Annotated in this window: 23 protein-coding genes; 3 read left to right on the forward strand and 20 right to left on the reverse strand. The window is 41.5% G+C overall.

What is annotated here, in order from left to right:
- Positions 1-404 precede the first annotated feature (404 nt).
- On the forward strand, positions 405-1,262 hold the full coding sequence (locus GEZ89_RS00110; protein WP_153224527.1) for a 5'-nucleotidase, lipoprotein e(P4) family: 858 nt from the start codon (positions 405-407) through the stop codon (positions 1,260-1,262).
- A 142-nt stretch (positions 1,263-1,404) separates the two neighbouring features.
- On the opposite strand, the gene GEZ89_RS00115 is transcribed toward GEZ89_RS00110, so the two are convergent.
- The 14 genes from GEZ89_RS00115 to GEZ89_RS00180 all read right to left on the reverse strand — a co-directional run bounded on the left by GEZ89_RS00115 (position 1,405) and on the right by GEZ89_RS00180 (position 17,702).
- On the reverse strand, positions 1,405-2,907 hold the full coding sequence (locus GEZ89_RS00115) for a zinc ABC transporter substrate-binding protein AdcA (protein ID WP_153224528.1): 1,503 nt from the start codon (positions 2,905-2,907) through the stop codon (positions 1,405-1,407).
- Between the two features lie 9 nt (positions 2,908-2,916).
- Complete coding sequence (locus GEZ89_RS00120) at positions 2,917-3,723, reverse strand: metal ABC transporter permease (RefSeq protein WP_153224529.1); 807 nt, start codon at positions 3,721-3,723, stop codon at positions 2,917-2,919.
- The gene (locus tag GEZ89_RS00125) at positions 3,716-4,420 is read right to left on the reverse strand and encodes a metal ABC transporter ATP-binding protein (RefSeq protein WP_075232376.1); all 705 of its coding nucleotides are present in this window, start codon (positions 4,418-4,420) and stop codon (positions 3,716-3,718) included. The genes GEZ89_RS00120 and GEZ89_RS00125 overlap by 8 nt, the downstream gene beginning before the upstream one ends.
- Positions 4,420-4,860 (reverse strand): zinc-dependent transcriptional regulator AdcR, encoded by a 441-nt coding sequence (gene adcR, locus GEZ89_RS00130; protein WP_153224530.1) that lies wholly within the window; start codon positions 4,858-4,860, stop codon positions 4,420-4,422. The genes GEZ89_RS00125 and adcR overlap by 1 nt, the downstream gene beginning before the upstream one ends.
- Before the next feature lie 244 nt (positions 4,861-5,104).
- Positions 5,105-7,138: a cell surface ecto-5'-nucleotidase Nt5e gene (gene nt5e, locus GEZ89_RS00135; RefSeq protein ID WP_153224531.1), complete on the reverse strand. Its 2,034-nt coding sequence runs from the start codon at positions 7,136-7,138 to the stop codon at positions 5,105-5,107.
- Between the two features lie 139 nt (positions 7,139-7,277).
- Entirely contained in the window at positions 7,278-8,546 is a 1,269-nt protein-coding gene (dltD, locus tag GEZ89_RS00140; RefSeq protein WP_153224532.1) for a D-alanyl-lipoteichoic acid biosynthesis protein DltD, read from the reverse strand.
- Positions 8,539-8,778: a D-alanine--poly(phosphoribitol) ligase subunit DltC gene (gene dltC, locus GEZ89_RS00145; protein WP_000351968.1), complete on the reverse strand. Its 240-nt coding sequence runs from the start codon at positions 8,776-8,778 to the stop codon at positions 8,539-8,541. Before dltC ends, dltD begins: the two co-directional genes overlap by 8 nt.
- Before the next feature lie 13 nt (positions 8,779-8,791).
- A complete protein-coding gene (dltB, locus tag GEZ89_RS00150) occupies positions 8,792-10,036 on the reverse strand; it encodes a D-alanyl-lipoteichoic acid biosynthesis protein DltB (RefSeq protein WP_153224533.1) in 1,245 nt (414 codons plus the stop codon).
- Complete coding sequence (gene dltA / locus GEZ89_RS00155) at positions 10,033-11,583, reverse strand: D-alanine--poly(phosphoribitol) ligase subunit DltA (RefSeq protein ID WP_281335297.1); 1,551 nt, start codon at positions 11,581-11,583, stop codon at positions 10,033-10,035. The genes dltB and dltA overlap by 4 nt, the downstream gene beginning before the upstream one ends.
- Before the next feature lie 20 nt (positions 11,584-11,603).
- Positions 11,604-11,735, reverse strand: a complete 132-nt coding sequence (locus GEZ89_RS00160; protein WP_000358457.1) for a teichoic acid D-Ala incorporation-associated protein DltX — start codon at positions 11,733-11,735, stop codon at positions 11,604-11,606.
- A 229-nt stretch (positions 11,736-11,964) separates the two neighbouring features.
- The gene (locus GEZ89_RS00165; protein WP_153224534.1) at positions 11,965-12,669 is read right to left on the reverse strand and encodes an MIP/aquaporin family protein; all 705 of its coding nucleotides are present in this window, start codon (positions 12,667-12,669) and stop codon (positions 11,965-11,967) included.
- Positions 12,670-12,739: 70 nt separating this feature from the next.
- Positions 12,740-14,566, reverse strand: coding sequence for a type 1 glycerol-3-phosphate oxidase (glpO, locus tag GEZ89_RS00170; RefSeq protein WP_153224535.1), 1,827 nt, complete (start codon positions 14,564-14,566; stop codon positions 12,740-12,742).
- Between the two features lie 41 nt (positions 14,567-14,607).
- Entirely contained in the window at positions 14,608-16,116 is a 1,509-nt protein-coding gene (gene glpK, locus GEZ89_RS00175) for a glycerol kinase GlpK (RefSeq protein WP_153224536.1), read from the reverse strand.
- A gap of 158 nt (positions 16,117-16,274) precedes the next feature.
- Entirely contained in the window at positions 16,275-17,702 is a 1,428-nt protein-coding gene (locus GEZ89_RS00180; RefSeq protein WP_153224537.1) for a helix-turn-helix domain-containing protein, read from the reverse strand.
- 165 nt (positions 17,703-17,867) lie between these two features.
- On the opposite strand from GEZ89_RS00180, the gene hslO reads away from it, so the two are divergent.
- On the forward strand, positions 17,868-18,740 hold the full coding sequence (hslO, locus tag GEZ89_RS00185) for an Hsp33 family molecular chaperone HslO (RefSeq protein WP_153224538.1): 873 nt from the start codon (positions 17,868-17,870) through the stop codon (positions 18,738-18,740).
- On the forward strand, positions 18,727-19,707 hold the full coding sequence (gene dusB, locus GEZ89_RS00190) for a tRNA dihydrouridine synthase DusB (protein WP_000183319.1): 981 nt from the start codon (positions 18,727-18,729) through the stop codon (positions 19,705-19,707). The genes hslO and dusB overlap by 14 nt, the downstream gene beginning before the upstream one ends.
- A 136-nt stretch (positions 19,708-19,843) precedes the next feature.
- Here dusB and GEZ89_RS00195 read toward each other — a convergent pair whose 3' ends face one another.
- Genes GEZ89_RS00195 through GEZ89_RS00220 form a run of 6 tightly spaced genes read right to left on the reverse strand, consistent with a single transcriptional unit; the run spans position 19,844 to position 23,533 of the window.
- Positions 19,844-20,443: a response regulator transcription factor gene (locus GEZ89_RS00195; RefSeq protein WP_153224540.1), complete on the reverse strand. Its 600-nt coding sequence runs from the start codon at positions 20,441-20,443 to the stop codon at positions 19,844-19,846.
- Positions 20,444-21,541: a sensor histidine kinase gene (locus GEZ89_RS00200; RefSeq protein WP_153224541.1), complete on the reverse strand. Its 1,098-nt coding sequence runs from the start codon at positions 21,539-21,541 to the stop codon at positions 20,444-20,446. It lies immediately after the preceding gene.
- Positions 21,541-22,278, reverse strand: a complete 738-nt coding sequence (locus tag GEZ89_RS00205; protein WP_153224542.1) for an ABC transporter permease — start codon at positions 22,276-22,278, stop codon at positions 21,541-21,543. The genes GEZ89_RS00200 and GEZ89_RS00205 overlap by 1 nt, the downstream gene beginning before the upstream one ends.
- A gap of 1 nt (position 22,279) precedes the next feature.
- The gene (locus tag GEZ89_RS00210; RefSeq protein ID WP_153224543.1) at positions 22,280-23,164 is read right to left on the reverse strand and encodes an ABC transporter ATP-binding protein; all 885 of its coding nucleotides are present in this window, start codon (positions 23,162-23,164) and stop codon (positions 22,280-22,282) included.
- Positions 23,151-23,345: a hypothetical protein gene (locus GEZ89_RS00215; protein WP_153224544.1), complete on the reverse strand. Its 195-nt coding sequence runs from the start codon at positions 23,343-23,345 to the stop codon at positions 23,151-23,153. Before GEZ89_RS00215 ends, GEZ89_RS00210 begins: the two co-directional genes overlap by 14 nt.
- Complete coding sequence (locus GEZ89_RS00220; protein ID WP_153224545.1) at positions 23,342-23,533, reverse strand: hypothetical protein; 192 nt, start codon at positions 23,531-23,533, stop codon at positions 23,342-23,344. Before GEZ89_RS00220 ends, GEZ89_RS00215 begins: the two co-directional genes overlap by 4 nt.
- Between the last annotated feature and the right edge of the window lie 17 nt (positions 23,534-23,550).

The raw sequence follows: 23,550 nt of genomic DNA on the forward strand, positions 1-23,550 counted from the left end.
CCAAGCTTAGTGACCTAAGCTAGTAATTATCGTTAGATGGTTCTAAAAACCCTATCAACTTATCCCCTTTGACTAATTTTCAGAATCTTTAAATCTTTGTTACAAAGGCCGAAAAACCTGAAAAAAAGCACAAAAAGAGCAGCTAAATCCGACTTTTTCAGGAGATTTAACTGCTGTGAGCCTTGTCCGGACAATATTTCAGACAAAACCTACGACAAATGATTATTTATATTATACCCTATTTAGCTAGATTTTTCAAGGTTTTAAAATATTTTTCTCTTCCTCTAATCCGTTAATTATCTACATCTTTCTCTGGAAAATCAAGTCCATATTTAGGAAAACGCTTGCCTTAACTATTCCCTCATGCTATACTGTTATTGAAATTAATAGACAGGAGACATTTTATGAAAACAGCTAAAACCACTGTTACAATCGTTTCTGCACTTGCATCTGTCATCTTATTGACCAGCTGCGCCACAAAATCCACAGAAACACAAACATCCGCTAATAACTCATCTGACAATCAGATTACAATGACTTACGACCAACTACGGTCTAGAGAAAATACCATGTCAACTCTCTGGTATCAAAAAGCGGCCGAAACAAAAGCCTTGTATCTACAAGGTTATAATGTTGCTACAGATCGTCTAAAGGAATTACTGAAAACAGAATCAGACAAGCCTTATTCGATTGTTTTGGACTTGGACGAAACGGTCCTAGATAACAGTCCTTATCAAGTTCAAAATGTCAAAGATGGAACAGCATTCACACCTGAAAATTGGGATGTTTGGGTCCAAAAAGCTGCAGCAAAAGCCGTCCCAGGTGCTAAAGATTTTCTTCAGTTTGCCGATCAAAACGGTGTCCAAATCTACTATATTTCTGACCGTTCAGTCGACCAAGTAGATGCTACCATTAAAAATCTAGAAAACGAAGGTATTCCTGTACAAGGACGTGATCACCTCATGTTCCTAGAAAGTGGTGTAAAATCCAAAGAAGGTCGTCGACAAGCGGTTCAAGAAAAGACAAATCTTGTGTTACTATTTGGTGATAACCTTGTAGACTTTGCAGATTTTTCTAAGACTTCTGAAGCTGATCGTGACAAACAACTTGAAGAATTGCAAAAAGAATTTGGTGAAAAATTCATCATCTTCCCAAATCCAATGTATGGATCATGGGAAACAGCAGTTTACGGTGGTAATAAACTAGATGCCAAGGGACAAGTAGAAGAACGCGAAAAGGCTTTACAAGGCTTTGACAAGTAATGAAAACTTGGTATTCAATAAGGCCATAAGTACAAAAAGAAATGCAAAAGCTCTTTAACTGACAAAACTCAAAAAAGCGGACAAGAGAGGATTCTGATAACCAGAAAACTTTCCTGTCCGCTTTTATCATGTGAATCGTATCTTAATGAGCCAACATTTCTTGGGCGATTTCTTGACCAGATAAGCCATCTGGATAGTAGGTTGGCCAGTTGTCCATCTCCTCAAAGAGGGCTTCTTGGCTAGTGCCTCCAAAGAAAATATGGAAATGCTCTGCCTTGACTGGTGCGATATTGTGGTCGCTAAATTGAACATACTTAAATTGTCCAGCATCCGCATCTGTCGCTTCAAAGAGATAACGAACTCCTCGATTCCCTTTCTTATAGGTCAAGATTTTCTTGCCGACATACTTGTAGGTATATTTCTTACTTTGGTCACCTTGGATGAATTCCATAGTGTTATCCGTGATATTAATCTTAGATACATCCGTTTGATAGCCTTTTTGATAGTAGGCTTTGTATTCATCCTTGGTCATCTTACCAGTCAACTTAGCCTTGTAGTCAAAGACTTGGTCTAGAGTACCATCTTCAAGGAAAGGATAGACTGACTGCCAGTTACCAGCATAGTCACTCAAGGTACGATCCTTAACATCAGCATCCTCAAAGTAACCATTTTGAACGGTTTTAGTTTCCTCGGCTTTTTCTGGTTCAATTTCTGCCCCAGCCTGATCAGTTGTTTGCTTGAGGGCCTTGAGATTTTTCTCCATAACAGAGATATAGTTCTCTCCAGCTTTCATGTCCTCTTCGGTCAAGCTTTCCAAAGGATTTAGAACATCTAACTTCACTCCTGTTTCTTTTGAAAGAGTATTAGCTAGAGCTTGAGAGGCATTTTCTTCAAAGTAGATATAAGAAATCTTGTTTTTCTTGATATATTCGGTCAATTCTGCCAAGCGGCTTGCTGAAGGCTCCGCATCTGGCGAAAGCCCTGAGATAGAGACTTGATTGAGTCCGTAGTCTAAAGCTAAGTAACGAAAGGCAGCGTGTTGAGTCACAAAACTCTTTTGTTTAGCACTAGAAAGTCCTTCAGTATAGGCCTTATCCAAGGCTTGCAATTTTTCGATATAGGCTGCTGCATTTTGTTCAAAAGTCGCCTTCTTATCTGGATAGCCAGCTGAAAGACTATCACGGATGTGCTCTACAAGTTTGATTGCACGCGCAGGAGACAACCATACATGAGGGTCATACTCGTGATGATGACCTTCTTCGCCATGGTCATGGTCTTCCTCTTCTTCACTTCCTGGAAGAAGCAACATATCTCCAGTAGCCTTGATTGTTTTTACTTTTTTCGCATCTAGTGAATCTAAAAGCTTGGGAACCCATGTTTCCATGTTCTCATTTTCATAAACAAAGGCATCAGCGTCTTGGATTTTAGCCACTGCCTTAGGCGATGGTTCATAATCATGTGGTTCTGTCCCTGCCCCAATCAAGAGCTCGACATTGGCTGTATCGCCTGCTACTTGCTTGGTAAATTCGTAAACAGGGTAGAATGTTGTGACGATATTTAATTTTCCGTCTGCCTGTTTTTGATTGGAACAAGCGACTAAGAATAGTGTCACAAGACTTGCCAAAAATAGGCCTAGTTTTTTCATTTTCTTCTCCTATTTGATAAAACGTTTGAGTAAGCTGACTAACAAAAAGACAACTACAAAGATAATGGTAATACTTGCACTCGGTGGTGTCTCTGCATAATAGGAAATATAAAGCCCCGCAACCATGCCAAGAAAACCAATAACGCTGGCAAGAATCATCACCGAACTAAAGTTCTTCCCTAAACGCAACGCAATACTAGCTGGCAAGACCATGATAGTTGATACCAAAAGTGCTCCCGCTGCTGGGATCATGAGGGCAATAGCCACACCAGTTACCATGTTAAAGAGAATAGACATGGTACGCACTGGAAGTCCATCGACAAAAGCTGTATCTTCGTCAAAAGTTAGAATATACATAGGCCTTAAAAAGAGGAATGTCAGGATTAAAACAACCGCTGCAATGATAAAGAGCCCAATTACCTGCTCTTGACTAATGGTCACGATAGAACCAAAAAGGTACTGATCCAGACTCATCGAACTAGAACTCTTCCCCTTACTCATAACAATAAGTGAAACTGCAAGTCCTGTAGACATGAGAATGGCTGTCCCAATCTCCATAAAGCTTTTATAAACCGTACGCAGGTATTCAAGGAAGACCGCTGCAATCAAGACAATGGCAATGGTTGAGATGGTCGGAGAGATTCCCAAAACCAAACCAAAGGCAACACCCGAAAGTGAGACGTGACTCAGAGTATCACTCATGAGACTTTGACGGCGCAAAATGAGGAAGGTCCCAAGGACTGGTGAAAAGAGGCTCATGGCAATAACTGCCAAAAAGGCCCGCTGCATAAAATCATAAGAAAATAGATTAAGCATGCTCCACCTCCTGGTCATTTTCATGGACATTGAAACAACGCCATGGCGAATCTTGGTCACGAACAAGGTGGATATTGCGATCTGCGTAATCCTTGACTTCTTCAGGATCGTGAGTAATCATCAGAACAGCCTTGCCATGATGGTGAGCACTATGGTGCATGAGCTCATAAAATTCATTCTTGGTACCTGCATCCATCCCAGTCGTTGGCTCATCCAAGATAAAGATATCTGGATCTGAAGCAAACATACGTGCAATAACCGCTCTTTGCTTTTGCCCACCAGAGAGAGAACCAATCCGTTTATCCCGATGTTCCCACATACCGACAGAGTTTAAACTGGCCTTGATATGTTCCTCATCATGGGCATTCAAACGACGGAACCAACCCTTTCTTGGATAGCGACCTGATTTGACAAACTCATAAACAGTACTAGGAAAGCCTGCATTAAAACTGGCGATCTGCTGAGGAAGATAGGCGATTCTTAGCTTTTTCCCATGAATATTTATCTTTGAGATGGTTACTTTCCCAATTCTCGGTTGTAAAATACCTAGACTAGCTTTGATAAGAGTAGTCTTTGCCGCTCCATTTTCTCCTGTCAGTGTGACAAATTCCCCACTATCAACACTGTAATTGATATGCTCAAGCACAGGTTCCTTGTCATAATAGAAGGACAAATCCTCTACTGTGATGTATCTCATTACTTGATTTCTCCTACTAAAACAGTTAAAAACCGCTGGATAATTTTTTGTTCGTTTGGTGTGAACTGAGTGGCAACCTGCTCATAAGTCGAGAGGGTATGTTCATGATGATGGTGGTGTTCCTCAGCAATAGGTCGAGCCAAGTCTGTCAATTGATAGAAGACAACGCGAGCATCCTTAGGATCCTTAGACGTTTCTAACATTCCCTCCTTAACCAGGGATTTGATAGCCTTGGTAACGGCAGCTTGACTAACATTGAGACGACGCGCCAACTCAGAGTTGGTGAGCGAATCCTCTGATAAAAGCATGAGAATATGCTCCTGGGTATTGGTCAAGGCTACATCACTGGTACAATGGCCAATCAAAATTTCATGCTGATTTTCCGCCTTGAGAATAATCTCATTTAAAAATTGATCGATATCTTTTGCCAACTGTCTCATGATTTGCTCCTTTCTCAGAACGGAATTTCTATAAATACAAGGTTTTCATACTCTTCAAAAATCAAATTCAAACCACGTCAGCTTCGTCTTGGCGTACTCAAGTACAGCCTGCGTCTCGCTTCCTAGTTTGCTCTTTGATTTTTATTGAGTATCACACCATTCCTTTACTAGTTAAGTATATCACATCCAAGCAAGGAGTCAAGAAAAAAGATGAAAACACCTGAGATGTTTTCATCTTTTAGAATTATTTTTCTTGTTTACGGCTAGTCCAGAGGGCTGTCGCTCCAAGAATCATACCAAGTAGCATCATGAAAATAGATTGCTCACTACCTGTATTTGGAAGTAATTTTTCTGATACGACTGTCTTGTTAGCAAACTTATCTGCAACCTTATAATCAACTTTTACAGTAGACGGTTGTGTCGGTTGTGTTGCTTGGTCTTCTTCTGATTTAGCTGGGTCTTGCACTTTTCCTTCTTCAGGCAATGTAAATGTTTTTGAATCCACAGAAATCGTGCGTGAGTTTGGATTTACCTTTTCATACTGAGTCAAATCAGCTGTTTTAAGGTAATCTTCAAAGGCAGCATCCATTGAAGGGCCTTCTTCTCTGGCACCACCAAGCATGGTATAACCATCACCACCTGCTGCAAGGAAGTCATTGGTTGCTAGGTAGTAGACTTTTTCCAAATCTAGTTTTTCATAGAGACCAGTCGTACGATTCTTAACTTGAATAGCCAAGACACGTTTGCCTGCAGCTAGATTTGTATCGTAGTAGACCTTGGCTCCTGAAATCTGTAAGAATCCGCCACTTGGTTCTAGCAATGGTTGACCATTTTCATCTAGAACAGTTTTTCCTGCCTTATCAACCTGCAAGATAGATCCAAGTGATTTTTCAAACATATCCAGAACTTGCTGACCAGTTACTTGAATTTGTGAGATTGTGTTCCCAAATGGTAGAACCGCAATGACATTTCCTTTTGTAATTGGCTTATCCTTGGCAATCGTTTCACGCAAGCCACCACCATTGGTCACAGCGATATCTGTTGGATGACTAAAGCCTGTTTGACCGTATTGATAGAGAGAATCTGCGACAACATTTCCAAGGTTGGTTTCACGAACACGGACATTTTCACGGTCACCGTTCAATTCAACTGGGCTATTTGAAACAACTTCTACAGCATTTTCAGCATCATATTTTTCTTTGATTTCTTTGACCATGGCTGCAATCTTTGGATTGGCTTCTAATTTCTTAGCATCTGCAGCAGGTACCTGGCTTGGATTTCCTAATAATTGACGAGATTTGTAAGTGATTTTACCGACATTATGGAGATAGCTTCCTGTCTGGTTGTAGGTCACATTGTCACCATAGGTAGTAGATTCTACTGTATGAGAGTGACCATCAATCACTGTAACACGCTTACCTTTCAACAAAGGATTTTTTGAAAGTGCTTCTGCAAGTGTTGAACCACGCCATTCTACAGGTGTTGTTGTATCAACTCCCAAGTGAGCGAGAACAACATAGTGTTTGTAGTCTTTGCCTTCTGCCAAGGCTTTAGCTTGAATTTCTTCGATAACCTTGTTAACCTCTGCAATAGGCTCTGTAAAGGTTACGCCTTTAACATTTTTAGGGTGAGTCTTAGTAGCTGTTTCAGGTGTTGTCACACCGATGACGACAAACTCATCACCTGCAATATCCTTGTTCTTATCAACAATTGTTGCTGCTTCAAATAGACGAGCTCCATTTACATAAGTATTCGAGCTAAGCAGTGGAAAGTTCAAGATTTCTTTGTATTTTTTAGCTTCGTCAAGTCCAAAGTCAAACTCATGATTTCCTACAGCCATAGCATCGTAGCCCATCTCATTTAGGATTTTGGCACGTGCTTCACCCTTTGTAGAGTTTGAAATTGGCAGACCTTGGAAGGCATCCCCTGCATCCACCACTAGAGTCGTTTGATTGCCCTTTTCGCGCTCCTTCTCAATAACTGTCGCGAGCTTGGCATCTCCAATTACTCCTTTTTCTTCTACAATGCGACCATGCACGTCATTGGTATGCAAGATAACAGTATCTGCTTCTTCTTTTTGAGGTGCAACCTCTTCAGCTGGCGTTGCTGGACTTGTAACAACCTCAGGAGTCGCTGCTACTGCTGGTGCTTCTGCAGTGCTCACAACTTCTGTAACTTCTGAAGAACTAGTATTTTCTTCAGCATAGACCTGTCCAGCTAAAAAGGCTGGAGCTAATAGGGCTGTCGATAGGACAGGCAACAAGAAACGTTTATTCATATTGAAATCCCTTTCTCTTCTTTCTTTTACCATTATACGCTATTTAGCATCATTTTAAAACTTTTAGCCTTTCTTAGGATAATCTATCCGACATTTCATTAAAAAAGTTTGAACTAAAAGTTCAAACTCCTCTTCTATATTATTGAAAATCTTTAATATTCCCATCGTAATTTGCCCAATCCTGGCTAAAGAAGCGGTCATTCATTTGGTAACTAGGAGCTGTTGTCGGATTGCTCAAAAAGGGATTTACCACCTTATCAAACGCCAACCAGCCCAACCAACCGATATGAATCGTATCCTTAACAAAGTAGGGATCTCCACCATTTTTTGAAAAGTCAGCGATATTGGTGAAACCCTGACTTTCCAACTGGTAACGAATTTTTTCAATAGAGTGTTGATACATTTCTTCGCTCAAACCTGTATAGTTCATCCATTTTTGATTGACAGGTTGAAAGACAAAGAGCACATTAACCTTAGACTTGGCAAATTGATCAAGTACTAGCTGTAAATCATTGTACTCAGTTGATTGGAGAAAGTTATAATTCTTTTGATAGCCTTCTAAATTTTTTAAGTCCTTCTTAAGTTGAGTGGTATAAAAATGGTTATCCATCCCCAAATCATTATTGGTCGTATTTTCTTCTGCATCCTTACGAGCAATATTTTCCAATTCTTCATAAGAAAATTGCTCTGGGAGACTGCTCAAATATTTTTCAATATGATCTTTGTACTTTAATCGACCATGAATGGAAAATTGACCAAAAAGAGCAGCTTGTCTTTCATTGAACTCGGCAGAGAGATTAACCATCGTTTGATCAAAGTCTGACAATTGTTCATTCTTGGCCAGCTTCTCAACAATCCCCTTCATCGGTACTCTTGGATTTTTCTTCAAGAGTCTAGTAGCCGCATATTGAGCAGCCAGATCTCCGGATTGATTTTCCAAAAAGGCCGTCAACTGGTCATTGTTAAAAAAGCTTTGAAAAGTAGGCGCATCGTGCTCCTCTTTTGTAAACCATTGTGGAGAGATTACAAATACCGCTTGTTTGTTTTCAAGCTCAGATGTGATTTGTTGTAGTCCAAAGTACTGACTAAGAGAAGCTGCTCCTGCCTGCCCCATAAAATAAGGACGATAGGAGCGGTTATACTTTTCCGCTAATACTCCTGGATGCATGCTATCAAAGCGAATCCATTCACTCGAACCCAAAAAGGGTATAAAACGTATATTAGGATCCGTAAGAGCTCTTACTTTTTGACTTCTTTCCTTAAAGCTTTCTGCACTTATCGAAGCGGCAGAGTATTTTTCCTCCATGAGATTATGACTTGGACTACTTGGATAGAAACAGATAAGAAGGCACACCAACAAGCCCGCTACAAAGACAGGCCCGAAAATCAGCCACAAGCGTTTAAGCATTCTTTAACTCCGTAATCCCTGCTACGATTTTATTAGCTGTATTCCAGTCATCACGACCAAATTCTGTAACTGGGACACGAATATCAAAGCGGTTTTCGATTTCCACAATTAATTCAACTGTCCCCATACTATCCAAGACACCTGCATCAAAAAGATCCTCATCCATCATGTCAGAAACATCTTCCATAAACAATTCATCAATAATTTCAATAACTTCTGATTTGATATCCATTTTTTAATTCCTTTTATTTTTTTAACCATAAATCATTCAAAAATCCAGAAAAGATTAAGAATGAAACCATCACGACATGGAAGGTTATCACCATGCCAAGCAACTGAACCCAACGGTTCTCAGGCAAGGGAGGTCGCCCTGCTTTCTTACGTTCTTTATTGAGCGTTCTTTTCTTTCGAACCCAGGCATCATTAATGACTAAGCCCACTCCATGAAAGAGTCCGTAGGCGATGTAAAACCAAGTTATCCCATGCCAGAACCCCATAAGGAGCATATTCAGGATATAGGCGACACTTGAGGTCACATTTCGATTCTTAAAAAGCTTCTTTCTCGTCATCACCATGACCATGCGCATAAAGACAAAGTCACGGAACCAGAAGGATAAACTCATGTGCCAACGATTCCAAAACTCTTTCAAATCTCTTGACAAGAAAGGTTTGTTGAAGTTGATCGGACTACGAATCCCCATCAGATTTGAAATAGCTAGAGCAAACATGGAATAACCCGCAAAGTCAAAGAAGAGCTCCAGACCAAATGTGTACATGACTGCAACTACGTAGTAGTTAAAGAAGCCACCTGTTTGTAAAGCTAAATTCTTTAGCGGTGGCAATAAAATCTCGCCTAAAATATGAGCTAGGATAAATTTATATAGAAAACCCCACATGATATACCGAACGGACTCGGCTAGCATATCTAGCAACTCATCGCGCTCTGGTATCGTCTGATAATTTTCATTAAAACGTTTGAAACGATCAATAGGACCACTTGAAAATGTCGGCATAAAGAGAAGAAAACGCAAATACTCCCACAGGTTCAAATCCTTAATGACTCCATCTCGAAGTTCGATGATGATTCCCACCGAACGAAAAGTCAGGTAAGAAATTCCCAAAAATCCAAGCAAAGATTGCGTTCCATTGATAGCAGGTTGCACCTTGACAAAGATAATCGGAAGGAGGGACAGAAAACTAACTAGGTAGAAGACCCACTTGCCATCCTTACTTTTTCGATAATGCTTGTAGAAAAGAACCAGTACCATTTGCCAAATTAGATAGATTCCTAAGGCAGCTATTTGATTAGTCTTGCCACCCGTCAACATGGTAACGATAAAGAATAGACTAACCAGTATTTCATACCAGGCAAAACGTTTTTTGAAAAAAAGACCGATAAAGATGGGCAAGGTAGCAGTAATCACGTACAAAAAGTACTGCGGATTCCCATACGGCTCAATATGAGGCAGCTGTTTCAGGAAATCCATCATCTATTATTCACCTCGTTAATCAATCCTTTGATATCAATCTTGCCATTTGGAGTCAGTGGCAATTCCTCTCTATAAAGAAACTTAGATGGCATCATGTAAGACATCATAATATCTTCCAAGTCTTCCTTGATAGCTTTCGTGATATCAATTTCGCGCTCAAATTGTTCTTTGACGCCATCTTTTAAGATAACATAGGCCAAGAGGTTTTGAACCTTGTGGTCTTTGTTGTAACGTGGAACTGCAACAGCGGATTCAACATACTGAGATTTATTCAAGTTTTGAGAAACATCTTCTAGCTCAATGCGGTAACCGTTAAACTTGATCTGGAAGTCCATCCGTCCACCATAGAGAAGGAGACCTTCATCTGTCATAGTTCCCACATCTCCCGTATGATAGGCTGGAAGACCTTCAAATTCGAAGAAGGCTTCAGCTGTTTTTTCAGGATTGTTCATGTAGCCTTTTGAAACAGCAGGTCCAGATACGATGATCTCCCCTTGTTCTCCATTTGGCAATTTGTTCCCTTCCTCATCAATGATAAAGGTTGGAGAATCTTCTTTGGTGTAGCCAATTGGAAGACGTTTCAAAGTTACTAACATCTCATCTGTAATAGCGACTGCTGACAAAGCAACTGTTGCTTCCGTTGGTCCATATGCATTAATGATGCGTGCATTTGGAAAACGCTTGCGCAATTTCTGAGCTGTTTTAACTGTCAACTCTTCCCCATCAAAGTAAAAATGAGTAATGCCTGGCATCTTTTCAGCATTGAAATCTTCAGACAACATGGCCATATCTGCAAAAGATGGTGTTGAAGTCCAGATAGCAATCGGAAGAGAAAAGATGGTCGCAAAGAGTTGCTTAAAGTCTTGAGTAATGGCTGATGGGAGGGCAAAAAGTGTACCACCAAGTGCCAAGGTCGGTGCCCAGTACATGACAGACAGGTCAAAAGAATAAGGTGGCTGAGCCAGCATTTGTGGACGACTTGGCGTCGCAAATTCCTTATCCGTAATCATCCAGTTGGTAAAGCTGAGAAGGTTATTATGCGAAATCTGCACCCCTTTTGGTTTCCCAGTTGTCCCTGAGGTAAAGATGATGTAGTAGTTATCATTCCCTTTGACCGGATGCGTCATCTCATAGCTTGCCCCTTGAGCAAAGGCTTCTTGAACCTGAGCTAGATTCATCATCGGTGTAGAAACCTGCTTCAATGGAAAGTCTGAGATAGCAATAATCAAACTTGGCTCTGCCACTTCTAAAATAGCCGAAACTCGCTCCAAGGCCGAATGACTGTCAATTGGAATGTAGGCATGACCTGACTTGGTCAAGGCTACAAAGGTAGCCAACATCTCATACTCCTGACCACCAAAAACGACTACTGGAGATTTTTCAGGTAATCCTAGCTGATCAATGGTTGCAGCCAAACTATCTGAATCAGCCTTTAAATCACCATAGGTACGTTCCTCACCAAGAACATTATAGACTGGAAAGGTAGGTTGAGTTTGGGCGAAATATTCAATCACTTCAATCATATCTTTTATCGGCTTATTAGACACGATGATTTTTCTCCTTTAAACTAAAATTCATTGTAAATAAAGCTTCCCTGACTTTGTCCTAGGTAACTAAAAAAGTAAAGCAAACCCAGTAAAACAATAAAATACAGGACCGTTTGCCCTAAAAAAACATAAATTGGTTTCTTTTTATCCATAATTAACTTCTTTTTGTAAATTTTCAATAATTTTATGCAAATATACAATTACTATTTTTTCTTGTTCCCATTTTACCACTTTATTCCCTCTATTTTCAACTGTTTACCATAACTTAAAAGTTCGTTTTAGGTTATTTTAAGACAAGTTAAAATATTAATGTTTTGCCCTCAAAAAACAACAAAGTTTGAGAAGCCAATCTCAAACTTTGTTACAAATAGCTCTTTTATCTTAGAAAAGTGAGAATACAAGCACGGCCAAGGCTGCACCGATAACAGGTCCCACAACTGGAATCCAGGCATAAGACCAGTCTCCATCTCCCTTATTTGGAATTGGCAAGATGCTGTGCATGATACGAGGGCCAAGATCACGAGCTGGGTTCAAGGCATAACCTGTTGTCCCACCTAGTGATAGACCGATACCGACAATCAAAGTTCCCACTGCAAAGGTTCCGATACCAGGCTGAAGGTCATAAAGCCCCAAAGCAAAGATTGTCAACACCAAAACAAAGGTTCCAAGGATTTCACTGATCAAGTTAGAAACTGTATCCTTGATGGCTGGACCAGTACTGAAGGTTGCCAGGATATTGCCTGCATTTTCTTCTGCATCATAATGTGGTTTGAATTGCAACCAAACCAAAATCTGACCGAGCATAGCTCCTGCAAACTGAGCTAGGATGTAAGGGAAAACGGATGCCCAAGGCAGGCCACCTTTTAAGGCCACACCAATGGTCACAGCTGGGTTTAAATGAGCTGGACTGAGCTTGCCAGACACAAAGGCTGCGACAGCAACGGCAATCCCCCAACCCATAGTGATGACAATCCATCCTGAATTGTTACTCTTAGTTTTGGGAAGAACTACACCTGCAACAACACCATTTCCTAGAAGAATCAGGATTAAAGTTCCCAAAAATTCTCCAAATAATTCTTTCATCATATCTTTGTCTCCATTTAAAAGAAGGAGAGAGAAAGCAAGGAACGCTTGTCTCCCTCTCTTCTAGTTTTTCTTAATTTTTTAATGCTGCCAAGTCATTTTGAGCAAGAGCTGCTTCGACATCAACACGGTAAGTTGTTTTCTCTTCTTCTGTCCAGTCATAGAATCGTCCCATTTCATCCAAAACTGGCTCAACGATGCTATCCAAGCTATCACGCATAAAGAGCATATGGTTGGTACGACGAAGAAGGAAGTCAACTGGGCTAAGAGCCAACTCATTGCGCATTGCATAGTGAAGGGACAAGGTGTCTGCCAAACTGAGTCCTGGAGCTTGTTCCAAGCTGTGAGCAAGGGCAAAGACCTTTGGTGCATTTGAACCGTAAAGATTTGCCAGATAATGTGCTTCCTTGCTATCCAAACCACGTGATACTCCAAGTTGCGCAAAGGCTTCGATTTCTGAATCTACATTTGCTGGATTCAATTCTCCACCTGAAACAGGATAAGTCTTAGAGTTGATGAGTTTAAAGCTGCGGTCAAACTCTGCTTTCAAAATCTCAACTACGCGCTCCATAGCCCCTTCAGCCATCTTACGGTAGTCTGTGATTTTACCACCAGCAAGGGTCAAAAGGCCATTGTCATCACGATCCAAGCTCGAACCACGAGAAACTGCAGATGGATCCAAATATTTCTCAGATGTGCTGCTTTCAAGCTTGCTGACAGCAGATTCAACATCTTCACGCGTTTTTTCTTTCGATAGATAAGCTTCGACAGTCGCAATCAAGTTGTTAAAGCTTTCGTCGCTAATAGTGCCGTTATTTCCTCCATTGTAGTCAGAAGCGCTATTTCCTGCAATCAATGGACGAAGACCTGCCCAGCTGCTTTCGATATCATCAATGGTGATGTTAGCTTCTGGGAAGCGATTGTTGACAATGCCAAGCAGATAATCCACATCTTCTTGAGTCACTTTTGGATGCTCTAAATCACCTGTGTAGTCTGTATCTGTTGTACCGAAGTAGGTCTTGTTTTCACGTGGAAGTACAAAGACCATACGACCGTCACCCAAACCTGTGTCAAAGTAAACTGGCTGTGAAACCTTGATCTTACTTGAATCCACTACTAGGTGAACTCCCTTAGTTGGACGCATTTGTGAGAATTGGGTTCCCTTATTAGACAAATTACGTACCTTGTCGCTCCAAGGACCTGTTGTGTTGATAACCAGACGAGCCTTGATTTCAAAGACTTGGTCTGTCAACAAATCACGAGCTACGACACCTGTAATCTTGCCACTTTCGTCGAAGAGGAAGCCTTCTGCCTTCACGTGGTTGGCAATAAGGGCACCGTCTTGGTTGGCACGTTTAATGTTTTCAATCACTAGACGCGCATCGTTGTTACGGAAGTCAAGGTAAACCCCACCTCCTACCAAGCCTTCTTTCTTCAAGTTTGGCTGGCGTTCCAAGACTTCTTCCTTGCTCAAGACCTTGTTTGCAGCTGGTGTGTTGTTAACTCCTGCCAAAAGGTCATACAAGTCCATAGCTACTTTAAGACGGAAGAGGCTAAAGGTCGCTCCATCTTCATCGTAAACTGGCAAGAGCATTGGGTCCGGTTTTGGAATGTGTGGTGCGATTTGTTGAACCACTGCACGTTCAGAAACCGTATCTGATACAACTTCTACGTCGAATTGTTTGAGGTAACGCAAACCTCCGTGAACCAATTTTGTTGAACGGCTAGATGTTCCTTCTGCAAAGTCTTGCATTTCAATCAAACCAGTCTCAAGACCGCTAGCTGCAGCCTGCAAGGCTACACCAGCCCCTGTGATTCCTCCACCGATAATCAAGAGGTCCAGGGTACGTTCCTGCATTTTTTTAATTGATAATTCACGTGTTTTCTTTGAAAATTCCATATTTACACACTTTCTAACTGAGTCGCTTTATTCTTCCAGTATTAGTCGTCTACTTCCGCAAAGACTTGGGTTGCTTTCACAGCTTTCTTCCAGCCCTTGTAGAGTTGCTCCTTGCGAGATTCGTTCATAGATGGCTCAAAGAGTTCTCCTGTCTCGTTCAAGAGTTTCAACTCATCCAAGTCTTTCCAATAGCCCACTGACAAACCTGCTAGGAAGGCTGCCCCCAGAGCTGTTGTTTCCAAGTTTTTGGCGCGTGCGATATCGATTCCCAAAATGTCAGCTTGGAACTGCATGAGGAAATTGTTCATAGCTGCACCACCGTCTACTTTCAAGACTTGGATAGCTGTTTGAGCATCCACTTGCATCGTGTCAATGATGTCACGCACTTGATAAGCGATAGACTGCAAGGTTGCTTTGATAAAGTCTTCTTTGCTTGTTCCACGAGTCAAGCCAAAGACAGAACCACGAGCGTTTTGGTTCCAGTATGGAGCACCTAGACCTGTAAAGGCCGGAACGACATAAACTTCGTCGTTATTGTGAGAATCACGAGCATATTTTTCAGACTCTGGTGAACTTTCAACCATGCGAAGACCATCACGAAGCCACTGAATAGCACTTCCTGCGATGAAGATAGAACCTTCCAAGGCATAGTAAACCTTGCCATTGATTCCGTAACCAATCGTTGTCAAGAGGTTATTTTCAGACAACTGCATTTCTTCACCAGTATTCATGATGATGAAAGAACCTGTTCCGTAAGTATTTTTGACCATACCAGGCTCAAAAGCCAACTGTCCAAAGAGGGCTGCCTGTTGGTCCCCAGCCATACCTGAGATTGGCACTTCACCGCCGTAGAAATGGAAAGGAGCTGTCTTACCGTAGATTTCAGAGTTAGAACGAACTTCTGGAAGCATAGCCTTCGGAATGTTGAGGATTTCCAAAATCTCATCATCCCATTTGAGTTCTTTAATGTTATAAAGCATGGTACGGGCTGCATTTGAGTAGTCGGTCACGTGAGCCGCACCATCAGTCAATTTCCAAACCAACCAAGTATCGATAGTACCAAAGAGCAACTCACCCTTTTCTGCTCGCTCTTGAGCGCCTTCTACATGGTCCAAGATCCAACGAACCTTGGTCGCAGAGAAGTAAGCATCGATGATCAGACCAGTCTTCTCATGGAATTTCTCTACATAACCTTGTTTTTTTAGTTGTTCAGCCAAAGGCGCTGTCTGGCGAGACTGCCAAACGATGGCATTATAGATAGGGAGACCTGTCTTTTTATCCCAAACAACTGTCGTTTCACGCTGGTTGGTAATCCCGATAGCTTGGATTTGATTTGGCTTGATACCACTTTCGATAAAAGCCCCAGCGATTACTGACTGCACAGAGTTCCAAATTTCATTGGCATTGTGCTCAACCCAACCTGCTTGTGGAAAGATTTGTGTGAATTCTTTTTGACTTGAGCTGACCTTTTCCCCTTTTTTGTTAAAAATAATGGCACGAGAACTGGTAGTTCCTTGGTCAATGGCCATAATGTATTTTTCTTGTGACATGTGCTGTCCTCCTGATAAAGATCTTGAGGTTATTTCCTCTTTACAGTAACTAGTATACAAAATAAAGCGCTTTCTTGTTTATCAAGTTTTTTAAAATTTTAAAAAAAATTGATAAGATTGTGAGAATTTCACAAAAAAGACCTGGATTCCCAAGCCTTTTAAGCAAATAATATCTGACGAATCGCTGCCAAATCTTCCATATCTAAGTCGTTTTTTAAATAATATACTGGAGTCTGGTCTTTTTTATGAATAGGATTATTGGTAACCAGCAAATCGTAGTGCCGACTAGGGTCATAGGCTTCAATAGTAATAAAACGATTGTATTCCAAATAGCGTTTCAAGATAGCAGTCATTCTTGAAAAGACAAGAAAACCCGCTGTTACATCTAGACCAATCCGCATATGATGACCGTCATTTTCTGCCATGTATTCCATCAATTGAAGCAATTCCCAAAGTATTTTTTTATCCAAGTCCGTCCCCTGCTGAAAGGCAGGTAAAGCATGAAAAATCTCCTCTGCTATCTCTTTAAAATCATGTTCCATCAGCAAATAAGGATGACGATTCTCTAACTGGTACTTATAGCGGTCTTGTAAAATATAGCCCTTGAATAGATAGACTTGCCCACAAAATTGACTCAGTTCATAGGTGACATGGTCTTCCGTATAACCGCCTAGCAAGCCCTCTTTCTTCATTTTTTGAATCAGTTGCGTCAACAAATCTGCCAGCCGCCCTCCAAACCCAAGGATATACTCCATGGTATGTAGGGGCAAAATGCGATGAGAAAGAAGAAAAGAGAAGAAAATCATCATCTCACCATCCTCAGTTCCCAAAGGAATATGTTGCCCAGCAAAAAAGGACGGTGTCTTTCTCAACAAGCGAAGGTAGAAAATATTGTCAAAATAGCCTCGCATTTTATCTTCTATGACTTGAAATTGACAGGCATTGACACGTAAACGTTGTTGGCTGATATGATTCCACAAAATCAAGTCTAACTTCTGCCCCGAAGACAATTGAGCACCACAGATTTCTTCTAAACTAGCAATCTCCCGCCTTCTCTCAGGCTTTTGCATTTCATTTCCCCAGTCCTTACTCGACCAAACCTTACGTAAAAGACAGAAATAAAAGTAACGAATCTGGTGCTCTGGACCTCGCAAACGTCCGTTTTGGATAGATAAATCAAATTCGGATAAAATCTGATTTAAACCAGATAAGTGGCGCCCAAGCGTGGCCTCACTGACCATCAATTCTTGAACCAGCTGATGGGCTTGAAACTGCTGGTGATAGAGCAGATATAGTAAAATCTGGTATTTCACCGCATTGTCTAAAAATAGGCGACGAATATCACGCCCCTTAGTAGTCGCACCGACTGACAAGTTGACCTGCTCTTCCTGTAGATGAATCTGTACATCTAGACCAACTGTTTGCGCTCTTTCATTTGTGAATAAGATGTACTTGGTCACAGTCGCTTTAGAGAAGCCCGTCTCCTCCATCAGTGCTTTTAAGGTCGTTTGTGACTCCTGCAATAAAAAAGAAAGGACTAAAAATTGACCAGCTTCAGCCTTTTCCATCAAATCTCCTAAATACATTTGTTACCCCTTTCATTTCCTTCTTCAAGCATAGCATAAATTAAAAAAATGCTAAAATAATCTGTTTATCTTTTCGGTTTTTCCCTAGTTTCAAACTCAAATAATCCTCAGAATCAGCAAACACCCCACTCCCCCTTTGGGCATTTTTATGCTAAAATAGTAGCTATGGATAAAATTATTAAAACTATATCAGAAAGCGGGGCCTTTCGTGCTTATGTTCTTGATAGCACTGAAACCGTCCGCACTGCTCAAGAAAAACATCAAACTCAAGCTAGCTCAACTGTTGCACTTGGCCGCACCCTTATCGCCAGCCAGATTCTCGCAGCCAATGAAAAAGGAAATACCAAGCTAACGGTTAAAGTTCTTGGAACTAGCTCTCTAGGAGCCATCATCACCGTAGCTGATACCAAGGGGAACGTCAAAGGTTACGTTCAAAATCCTGGTGTTGACATCAAAAAGACTGCAACTGGTGAAGTTCTAGTCGGACCTTTTGTCGGCAATGGTCAATTTCTCGTTATCACAGACTACGGCACTGGAAATCCTTACAACTCCATGACTCCGCTTATCTCTGGAGAAATCGGAGAAGATCTTGCCTTCTACTTGACAGAAAGCCAACAAACTCCGTCAGCAGTTGGACTCAATGTCCTTTTGGACGAAGAAGACAAGGTCAAAGTAGCAGGCGGTTTCCTTGTTCAAGTTTTGCCAGGAGCCAAGGAAGAAGAAATCGCTCGTTTTGAAAAACGCATCCAAGAAATGCCTGCCATTTCAACTCTTCTAGAAAGCGACGACCATATCGAAGCTCTTCTAAAGGCTATCTATGGCGACGAACCATACAAACGCTTGTCTGAAGAAGAGATTCGTTTCCAATGTAACTGCAGCAAAGAACGATTTATGAAGGCTCTTTCTAGTCTTCCAAGCTCAGACTTGCAGGAAATGAAGGACCAAGATCATGGCGCAGAAATCACTTGTCAATTCTGTCAAACAACTTACAACTTTAACGAAAATGATCTGGAGGAACTCATTCGTGACAAATCTTAATACACCTTTTATGATTGGCAATGTTGAGATTCCCAATCGTACCGTTTTAGCACCCATGGCCGGCGTGACCAACTCAGCCTTTCGTACCATTGCTAAAGAACTTGGGGCAGGCCTCGTTGTCATGGAGATGGTCTCTGACAAGGGAATCCAATACAACAACGAAAAAACTCTTCACATGCTTCATATCGATGAAGGAGAAAACCCAGTCTCTATCCAACTATTTGGTAGTGATGAAGACAGCCTAGCACGCGCAGCAGAATTCATCCAAGAAAACACCAAGACCGATATCGTGGATATCAACATGGGCTGTCCAGTTAACAAAATCGTCAAAAACGAAGCTGGCGCTATGTGGCTCAAGGATCCAGACAAGATCTACTCTATCATTAACAAAGTTCAATCAGTCCTTGATATCCCTCTCACTGTCAAAATGCGTACGGGCTGGTCTGACCCATCTCTAGCTGTGGAAAATGCCCTCGCCGCTGAGGCTGCAGGTGTTTCTGCACTTGCTATGCACGGTCGTACTCGTGAACAAATGTACACTGGTCACGCTGACCTCGAGACTCTCCACAAGGTTGCACAAGCTCTGACAAAAATTCCATTTATCGCTAACGGTGACATTCGCACTGTCCAAGAAGCCAAACAACGCATCGAAGAAGTCGGTGCTGACGCTGTTATGATTGGTCGAGCTGCCATGGGAAATCCCTACCTCTTCAACCAGATCAACCATTACTTTGAAACTGGAGAAATCCTTCCTGATTTAACCTTTGAAGATAAGATGAACATCGCTTACGAGCATTTGAAACGCTTGATTAACCTCAAGGGAGAAAAGGTTGCGGTCCGTGAATTCCGTGGACTCGCTCCTCACTACCTCCGTGGAACATCTGGCGCAGCCAAGCTCCGTGGTGCTATTTCGCAAGCTAGCACACTAGCAGAGATTGAAGCTCTATTGCAATTAGATAAGGCCTAAACTTCTATACTACCTATAGAGTATTAGTTTGACTTTCCTAATCGATTTGTTCATACCTTATTTTAATCTACTATAATAGTCACATAACACCAAAAATCTCTTAGATTCATTTCTAAGAGATTTTTTCTTTATTCCCTCACAACCATCCTTCTTCTTCGGCAGTTTTGGCTGCTTCGGTTCGGTTGCTTGCGCCTAGTTTGGAGAGGATATTGGTCATGTAATTACGGACGGTGCCGTTTGAGAGGTAGAGCTTATCCGCAATTTCTTGGTTGGACAGGCCTTGGGCAACTCCATGCAAAACAGCGACTTCTTGCTCGGTCAAGGGATTGGGATGGATCATCATGACTTCCATCAGCTCTGGAGAATATTCCTTGCGCCCCTCTAACACCGTATGCAGGGTCTGCATGAGTTCGGCGATGCTTCGCTCTTTCAAGACATAGGCGTCGACTCCTGCTTTGACAGCTCGTTCAAAATAGCCTGGGCGTTTAAAGGTCGTAACGATAACCACCTTGGTTTCAGGCACTTCTTGTTTGATCCACTCAAGTGCTTCGAGTCCTGTCTTGACTGGCATTTCGACGTCAAGGATGGCAATATCTACTGCTTCTTTCCCCAAAACCTCGATAGCCTCGGCTCCATTTTTCGCCTGCAAGACGGTCTCCACATCTGGTTGAAAGCTTAAGAGCTGGCACATGGCATCTCTCAGCATACTTTGATCTTCTGCAACTAATACTTTCATCTACTTTCTCTCCTTATAAGGCAGATGCACGCGCACTTCTGTGGGATCTTTCAAACTGACCAGCTCTACTTGCCCTGAGAAGGCTGAGGCACGATCTTGTACTGTGTGCAGTTCATTTCCTTCTACAGTTGCAAAGCCTTTCCCGTCATCTCTGACCGTCAGAAGCAATTCCTGATCTGTACGTTCCAGTTTTAGATAAGCTTTTTGAGCTTGGGCATGCTTAATGATATTGGTTGCCAGTTCTAACAAAATCATAGCAGCCGTGGACTCTACATCCTGGGTCAAGCTAGCCTTGTCCAAGTGATTGTCAACCTCAACCTCAATGCCAGCAATCTCTAGCATCTTTTTGACAGTTTCAAGTTCTGAAGCTAAGGTCCGTGATTTCAGATTTTCCACAATGGTTCGTACTTCATTCATGGAATCCTTGCTTATCTGGTGAATTTCTTTTAATTCCTTCTCCACCTGTGGATAAGCCTCCATCTGAAATAACTGCAAAGCGAGATCCGTCTTGACACTCAGCATAGCAAAGGTGTGTCCCAGACTATCATGCAAATCCTGACCGATACGACTACGTTCATTTTCAGCTAACAAGAGATTTATCTGGGCATTTTGCTTGGCCTGCGCTTCTTTCAAATCCTCTACAATACGAATCCGAACCAAACCAAAAGTCATCAAATCGACAAAAGCAAGAATTACAAGTAGATAGAATAGAAACCCAACTTCGATTCTCTGAATAATCAACAGTTGCCCCACCACAAGCACTTGAGCAAGGAGAAAAGTCCGGACATGTAAAGAATTAAAACTACGTACGCCAAAATGATAAATTAAGAGATTGGAAAGGAAAAAGAAAAACCAGATATAATTAACAGCAACAAAGGCGGTATTCCCAGCTACATAGACCAGCATGAGGCCCCAATATAGCCAAGATAGGCGCTGGCTCTTAGTTGTTAAAACACCCAAATACGTCACTACAAATAGAATATCAACCAATAAATGCCAAGCAGGAAGCTCCCCAATCACTACAGGTAGGATGGGAAAAAGCATAAAAATCAAACTGGCCCAAAACATATAGTGTATGCTTTTCAGTCTTTCAAGCATTAAGCATTCTCCTTATGACCTTGAAGGTAAATAGTCAAACCAAATAAAACTGCTGAAAAAACAAGTAAATACACTGTGGCTGATAGATTGATGCCACCCTCGTTTAAGAAGGTCTTGAGCAACTCCATCAACTGATAGGTCGGGAGACACTTACCGACTGCTTGCATCCAGTCTGGAAATAAAGAGATAGGCATCCAAAGTCCACCTAAAACAGCCAATCCTAGATAAAGAAGATTACCCACGACAGACATCAACTGACTAGTTGGTAAGAGCGTCAAGGTTAAGCCAAGTGCTACAAAGGCAACACTTCCTACTATCAGCAAGAGTGCAGCCCCAACCCAGCTTCCTAGAGGCATCTCTACACCTCTTACAAAATGCCCAACTGAGAAAACCACCAAGATTGAAACCAAATAATCAACCATCATACTTGTTATCTTTGATAGATAATATTCTACCATATTTACAGGGGTATGGCGCAATGTTTTCTGCCAGTTGTTGATTTTATCGGTATGTAAAACAACTGGGAATGAAAAGATAGCGGTAGACATCATGGAAAAAGCCGTCATGGAGATGAGGTAGTCGCGCATAAAATTAGCCGGTCCACCTGGGGTGTCTTGGTACATGCCTGAAAAGAATAAATAGAAGGCTGTCGGCATCCCTACTGACAAGAGATAATAGACTAGTTGCCGTTTGGTCAATAGAAATTCTATCTTATTTAATGCGGTCCATCGTTTCATCTTAGTCATCCCCCTTTTGTGTTTCTTCAAAGATTGTATCCAGCAAACTACGGTTATTAACTTCAATTTCTTGTATGCTACATCCTGCTTGCACTAACAGTTGCCAAAAAGCATCCGCTTCACGTGTAACTACTTGCAGAGCATCTTGTTTTTGTGACCAGTTTTCAACCAAGTTTGACTGTTCGACAACTTCCTTGTATGCTAGAGGAAGGATAAAGTGCTTTTCAATCTCCTCACTGCGCATAGCTAGAGGTGTTGTATCGCGAATCAACTCTCCCTTATTTAAAACCAAAATCCGGTCCGCTGTATGCTCTACCTCTTCGATATAATGGGACGAATAGAGAATGGTAACTCCCTTAGCTTTTAGCTCCTGAACAATTTCCCAAAAGCGTTGACGGGTTGAGGTATCCATGGCTGCAGTAGGCTCATCCAAAAAGACAAGCTTTGGTCGCCCAATCAAGGTCAAAACAAAAGAGAAGAGACGCTTTTGCCCACCTGACAGTTTTTCTGCCAATTGCTCTTTCTGTTGCTGATCAAACTGCAATAGTTGATCGACTTCCTGATTGCTCAAGGGATTTGGATAGATGCTTTGAAAGAAAGCAATCAACTCTTTGACCTTTAATTTCTGAACAATAACATTTTCTTGAGGGAGATAGGATCTAGTGTAGTCTAACTTAGAGCTCGTCACTGGCAAGCCTTGGATAGATACTTGACCACTAGTAACCAGCTTATCTCCAAGCAAACAGTCCAAGAGTGTGGTCTTCCCAGCACCATTGGGACCAATCAAGGCGACGCATTCACCTTCAGCTACCTCAAAAGAAATATCCTTCAATATAGCCTTGCCCTTGATGTTTTTATTTAGGCTTTCTACTTTAATCATGTTCATGATACTCTCCTTTCAGCCACTCCTTTCCCATCGGAAAGACGATAAAAATCATAAATCCTAGACCCCAGGCACCGCGAATGACTTGGTGAAGGAAGGTTTGATCAAACCAACCTGTAAACATTTCTACCAACCATACCACTAGTGATAGTCCAATAAAAAGAAAGAGAATCGCTTTTTTCATTTTTCAAACTCCTTTTTCACATCTGAGACCAATTTCAAACCTTCTCGTATTATCCAAGACATCATTCCAAAGCTTGCAAACAACTCCCAAGGAAAATGATAAAAGCCTTCATCTAATCCTGAGAACATGAGATAAGTCATGACTCCTGCTACTACTAAACTCATTGCGATAATTACTTTATGTTTCATTTTTTTCTTCCTCCATT

The sequence above is a fragment of the Streptococcus mitis genome, assembly GCF_009496285.1.
GTDB lineage: Bacteria > Bacillota > Bacilli > Lactobacillales > Streptococcaceae > Streptococcus > Streptococcus mitis_BP.

Bases quoted from the DNA above. Each gene is read 5' to 3' on its own strand.
- GEZ89_RS00110 (WP_153224527.1), top strand. From the start codon at position 405: ATGAAAACAGCTAAAACCACTGTTACAATCGTTTCTGCACTTGCATCT.
- GEZ89_RS00115 (WP_153224528.1), bottom strand. From the start codon at position 2,907: ATGAAAAAACTAGGCCTATTTTTGGCAAGTCTTGTGACACTATTCTTA.
- GEZ89_RS00120 (WP_153224529.1), bottom strand. From the start codon at position 3,723: ATGCTTAATCTATTTTCTTATGATTTTATGCAGCGGGCCTTTTTGGCA.
- GEZ89_RS00125 (WP_075232376.1), bottom strand. From the start codon at position 4,420: ATGAGATACATCACAGTAGAGGATTTGTCCTTCTATTATGACAAGGAA.
- adcR (WP_153224530.1), bottom strand. From the start codon at position 4,860: ATGAGACAGTTGGCAAAAGATATCGATCAATTTTTAAATGAGATTATT.
- nt5e (WP_153224531.1), bottom strand. From the start codon at position 7,138: ATGAATAAACGTTTCTTGTTGCCTGTCCTATCGACAGCCCTATTAGCT.
- dltD (WP_153224532.1), bottom strand. From the start codon at position 8,546: ATGCTTAAACGCTTGTGGCTGATTTTCGGGCCTGTCTTTGTAGCGGGC.
- dltC (WP_000351968.1), bottom strand. From the start codon at position 8,778: ATGGATATCAAATCAGAAGTTATTGAAATTATTGATGAATTGTTTATG.
- dltB (WP_153224533.1), bottom strand. From the start codon at position 10,036: ATGATGGATTTCCTGAAACAGCTGCCTCATATTGAGCCGTATGGGAAT.
- GEZ89_RS00160 (WP_000358457.1), bottom strand. From the start codon at position 11,735: ATGGATAAAAAGAAACCAATTTATGTTTTTTTAGGGCAAACGGTCCTG.
- GEZ89_RS00165 (WP_153224534.1), bottom strand. From the start codon at position 12,669: ATGATGAAAGAATTATTTGGAGAATTTTTGGGAACTTTAATCCTGATT.
- glpO (WP_153224535.1), bottom strand. From the start codon at position 14,566: ATGGAATTTTCAAAGAAAACACGTGAATTATCAATTAAAAAAATGCAG.
- glpK (WP_153224536.1), bottom strand. From the start codon at position 16,116: ATGTCACAAGAAAAATACATTATGGCCATTGACCAAGGAACTACCAGT.
- GEZ89_RS00180 (WP_153224537.1), bottom strand. From the start codon at position 17,702: ATGTATTTAGGAGATTTGATGGAAAAGGCTGAAGCTGGTCAATTTTTA.
- hslO (WP_153224538.1), top strand. From the start codon at position 17,868: ATGGATAAAATTATTAAAACTATATCAGAAAGCGGGGCCTTTCGTGCT.
- GEZ89_RS00195 (WP_153224540.1), bottom strand. From the start codon at position 20,443: ATGAAAGTATTAGTTGCAGAAGATCAAAGTATGCTGAGAGATGCCATG.
- GEZ89_RS00200 (WP_153224541.1), bottom strand. From the start codon at position 21,541: ATGCTTGAAAGACTGAAAAGCATACACTATATGTTTTGGGCCAGTTTG.
- GEZ89_RS00205 (WP_153224542.1), bottom strand. From the start codon at position 22,278: ATGAAACGATGGACCGCATTAAATAAGATAGAATTTCTATTGACCAAA.
- GEZ89_RS00210 (WP_153224543.1), bottom strand. From the start codon at position 23,164: ATGAACATGATTAAAGTAGAAAGCCTAAATAAAAACATCAAGGGCAAG.
- GEZ89_RS00215 (WP_153224544.1), bottom strand. From the start codon at position 23,345: ATGAAAAAAGCGATTCTCTTTCTTTTTATTGGACTATCACTAGTGGTA.
- GEZ89_RS00220 (WP_153224545.1), bottom strand. From the start codon at position 23,533: ATGAAACATAAAGTAATTATCGCAATGAGTTTAGTAGTAGCAGGAGTC.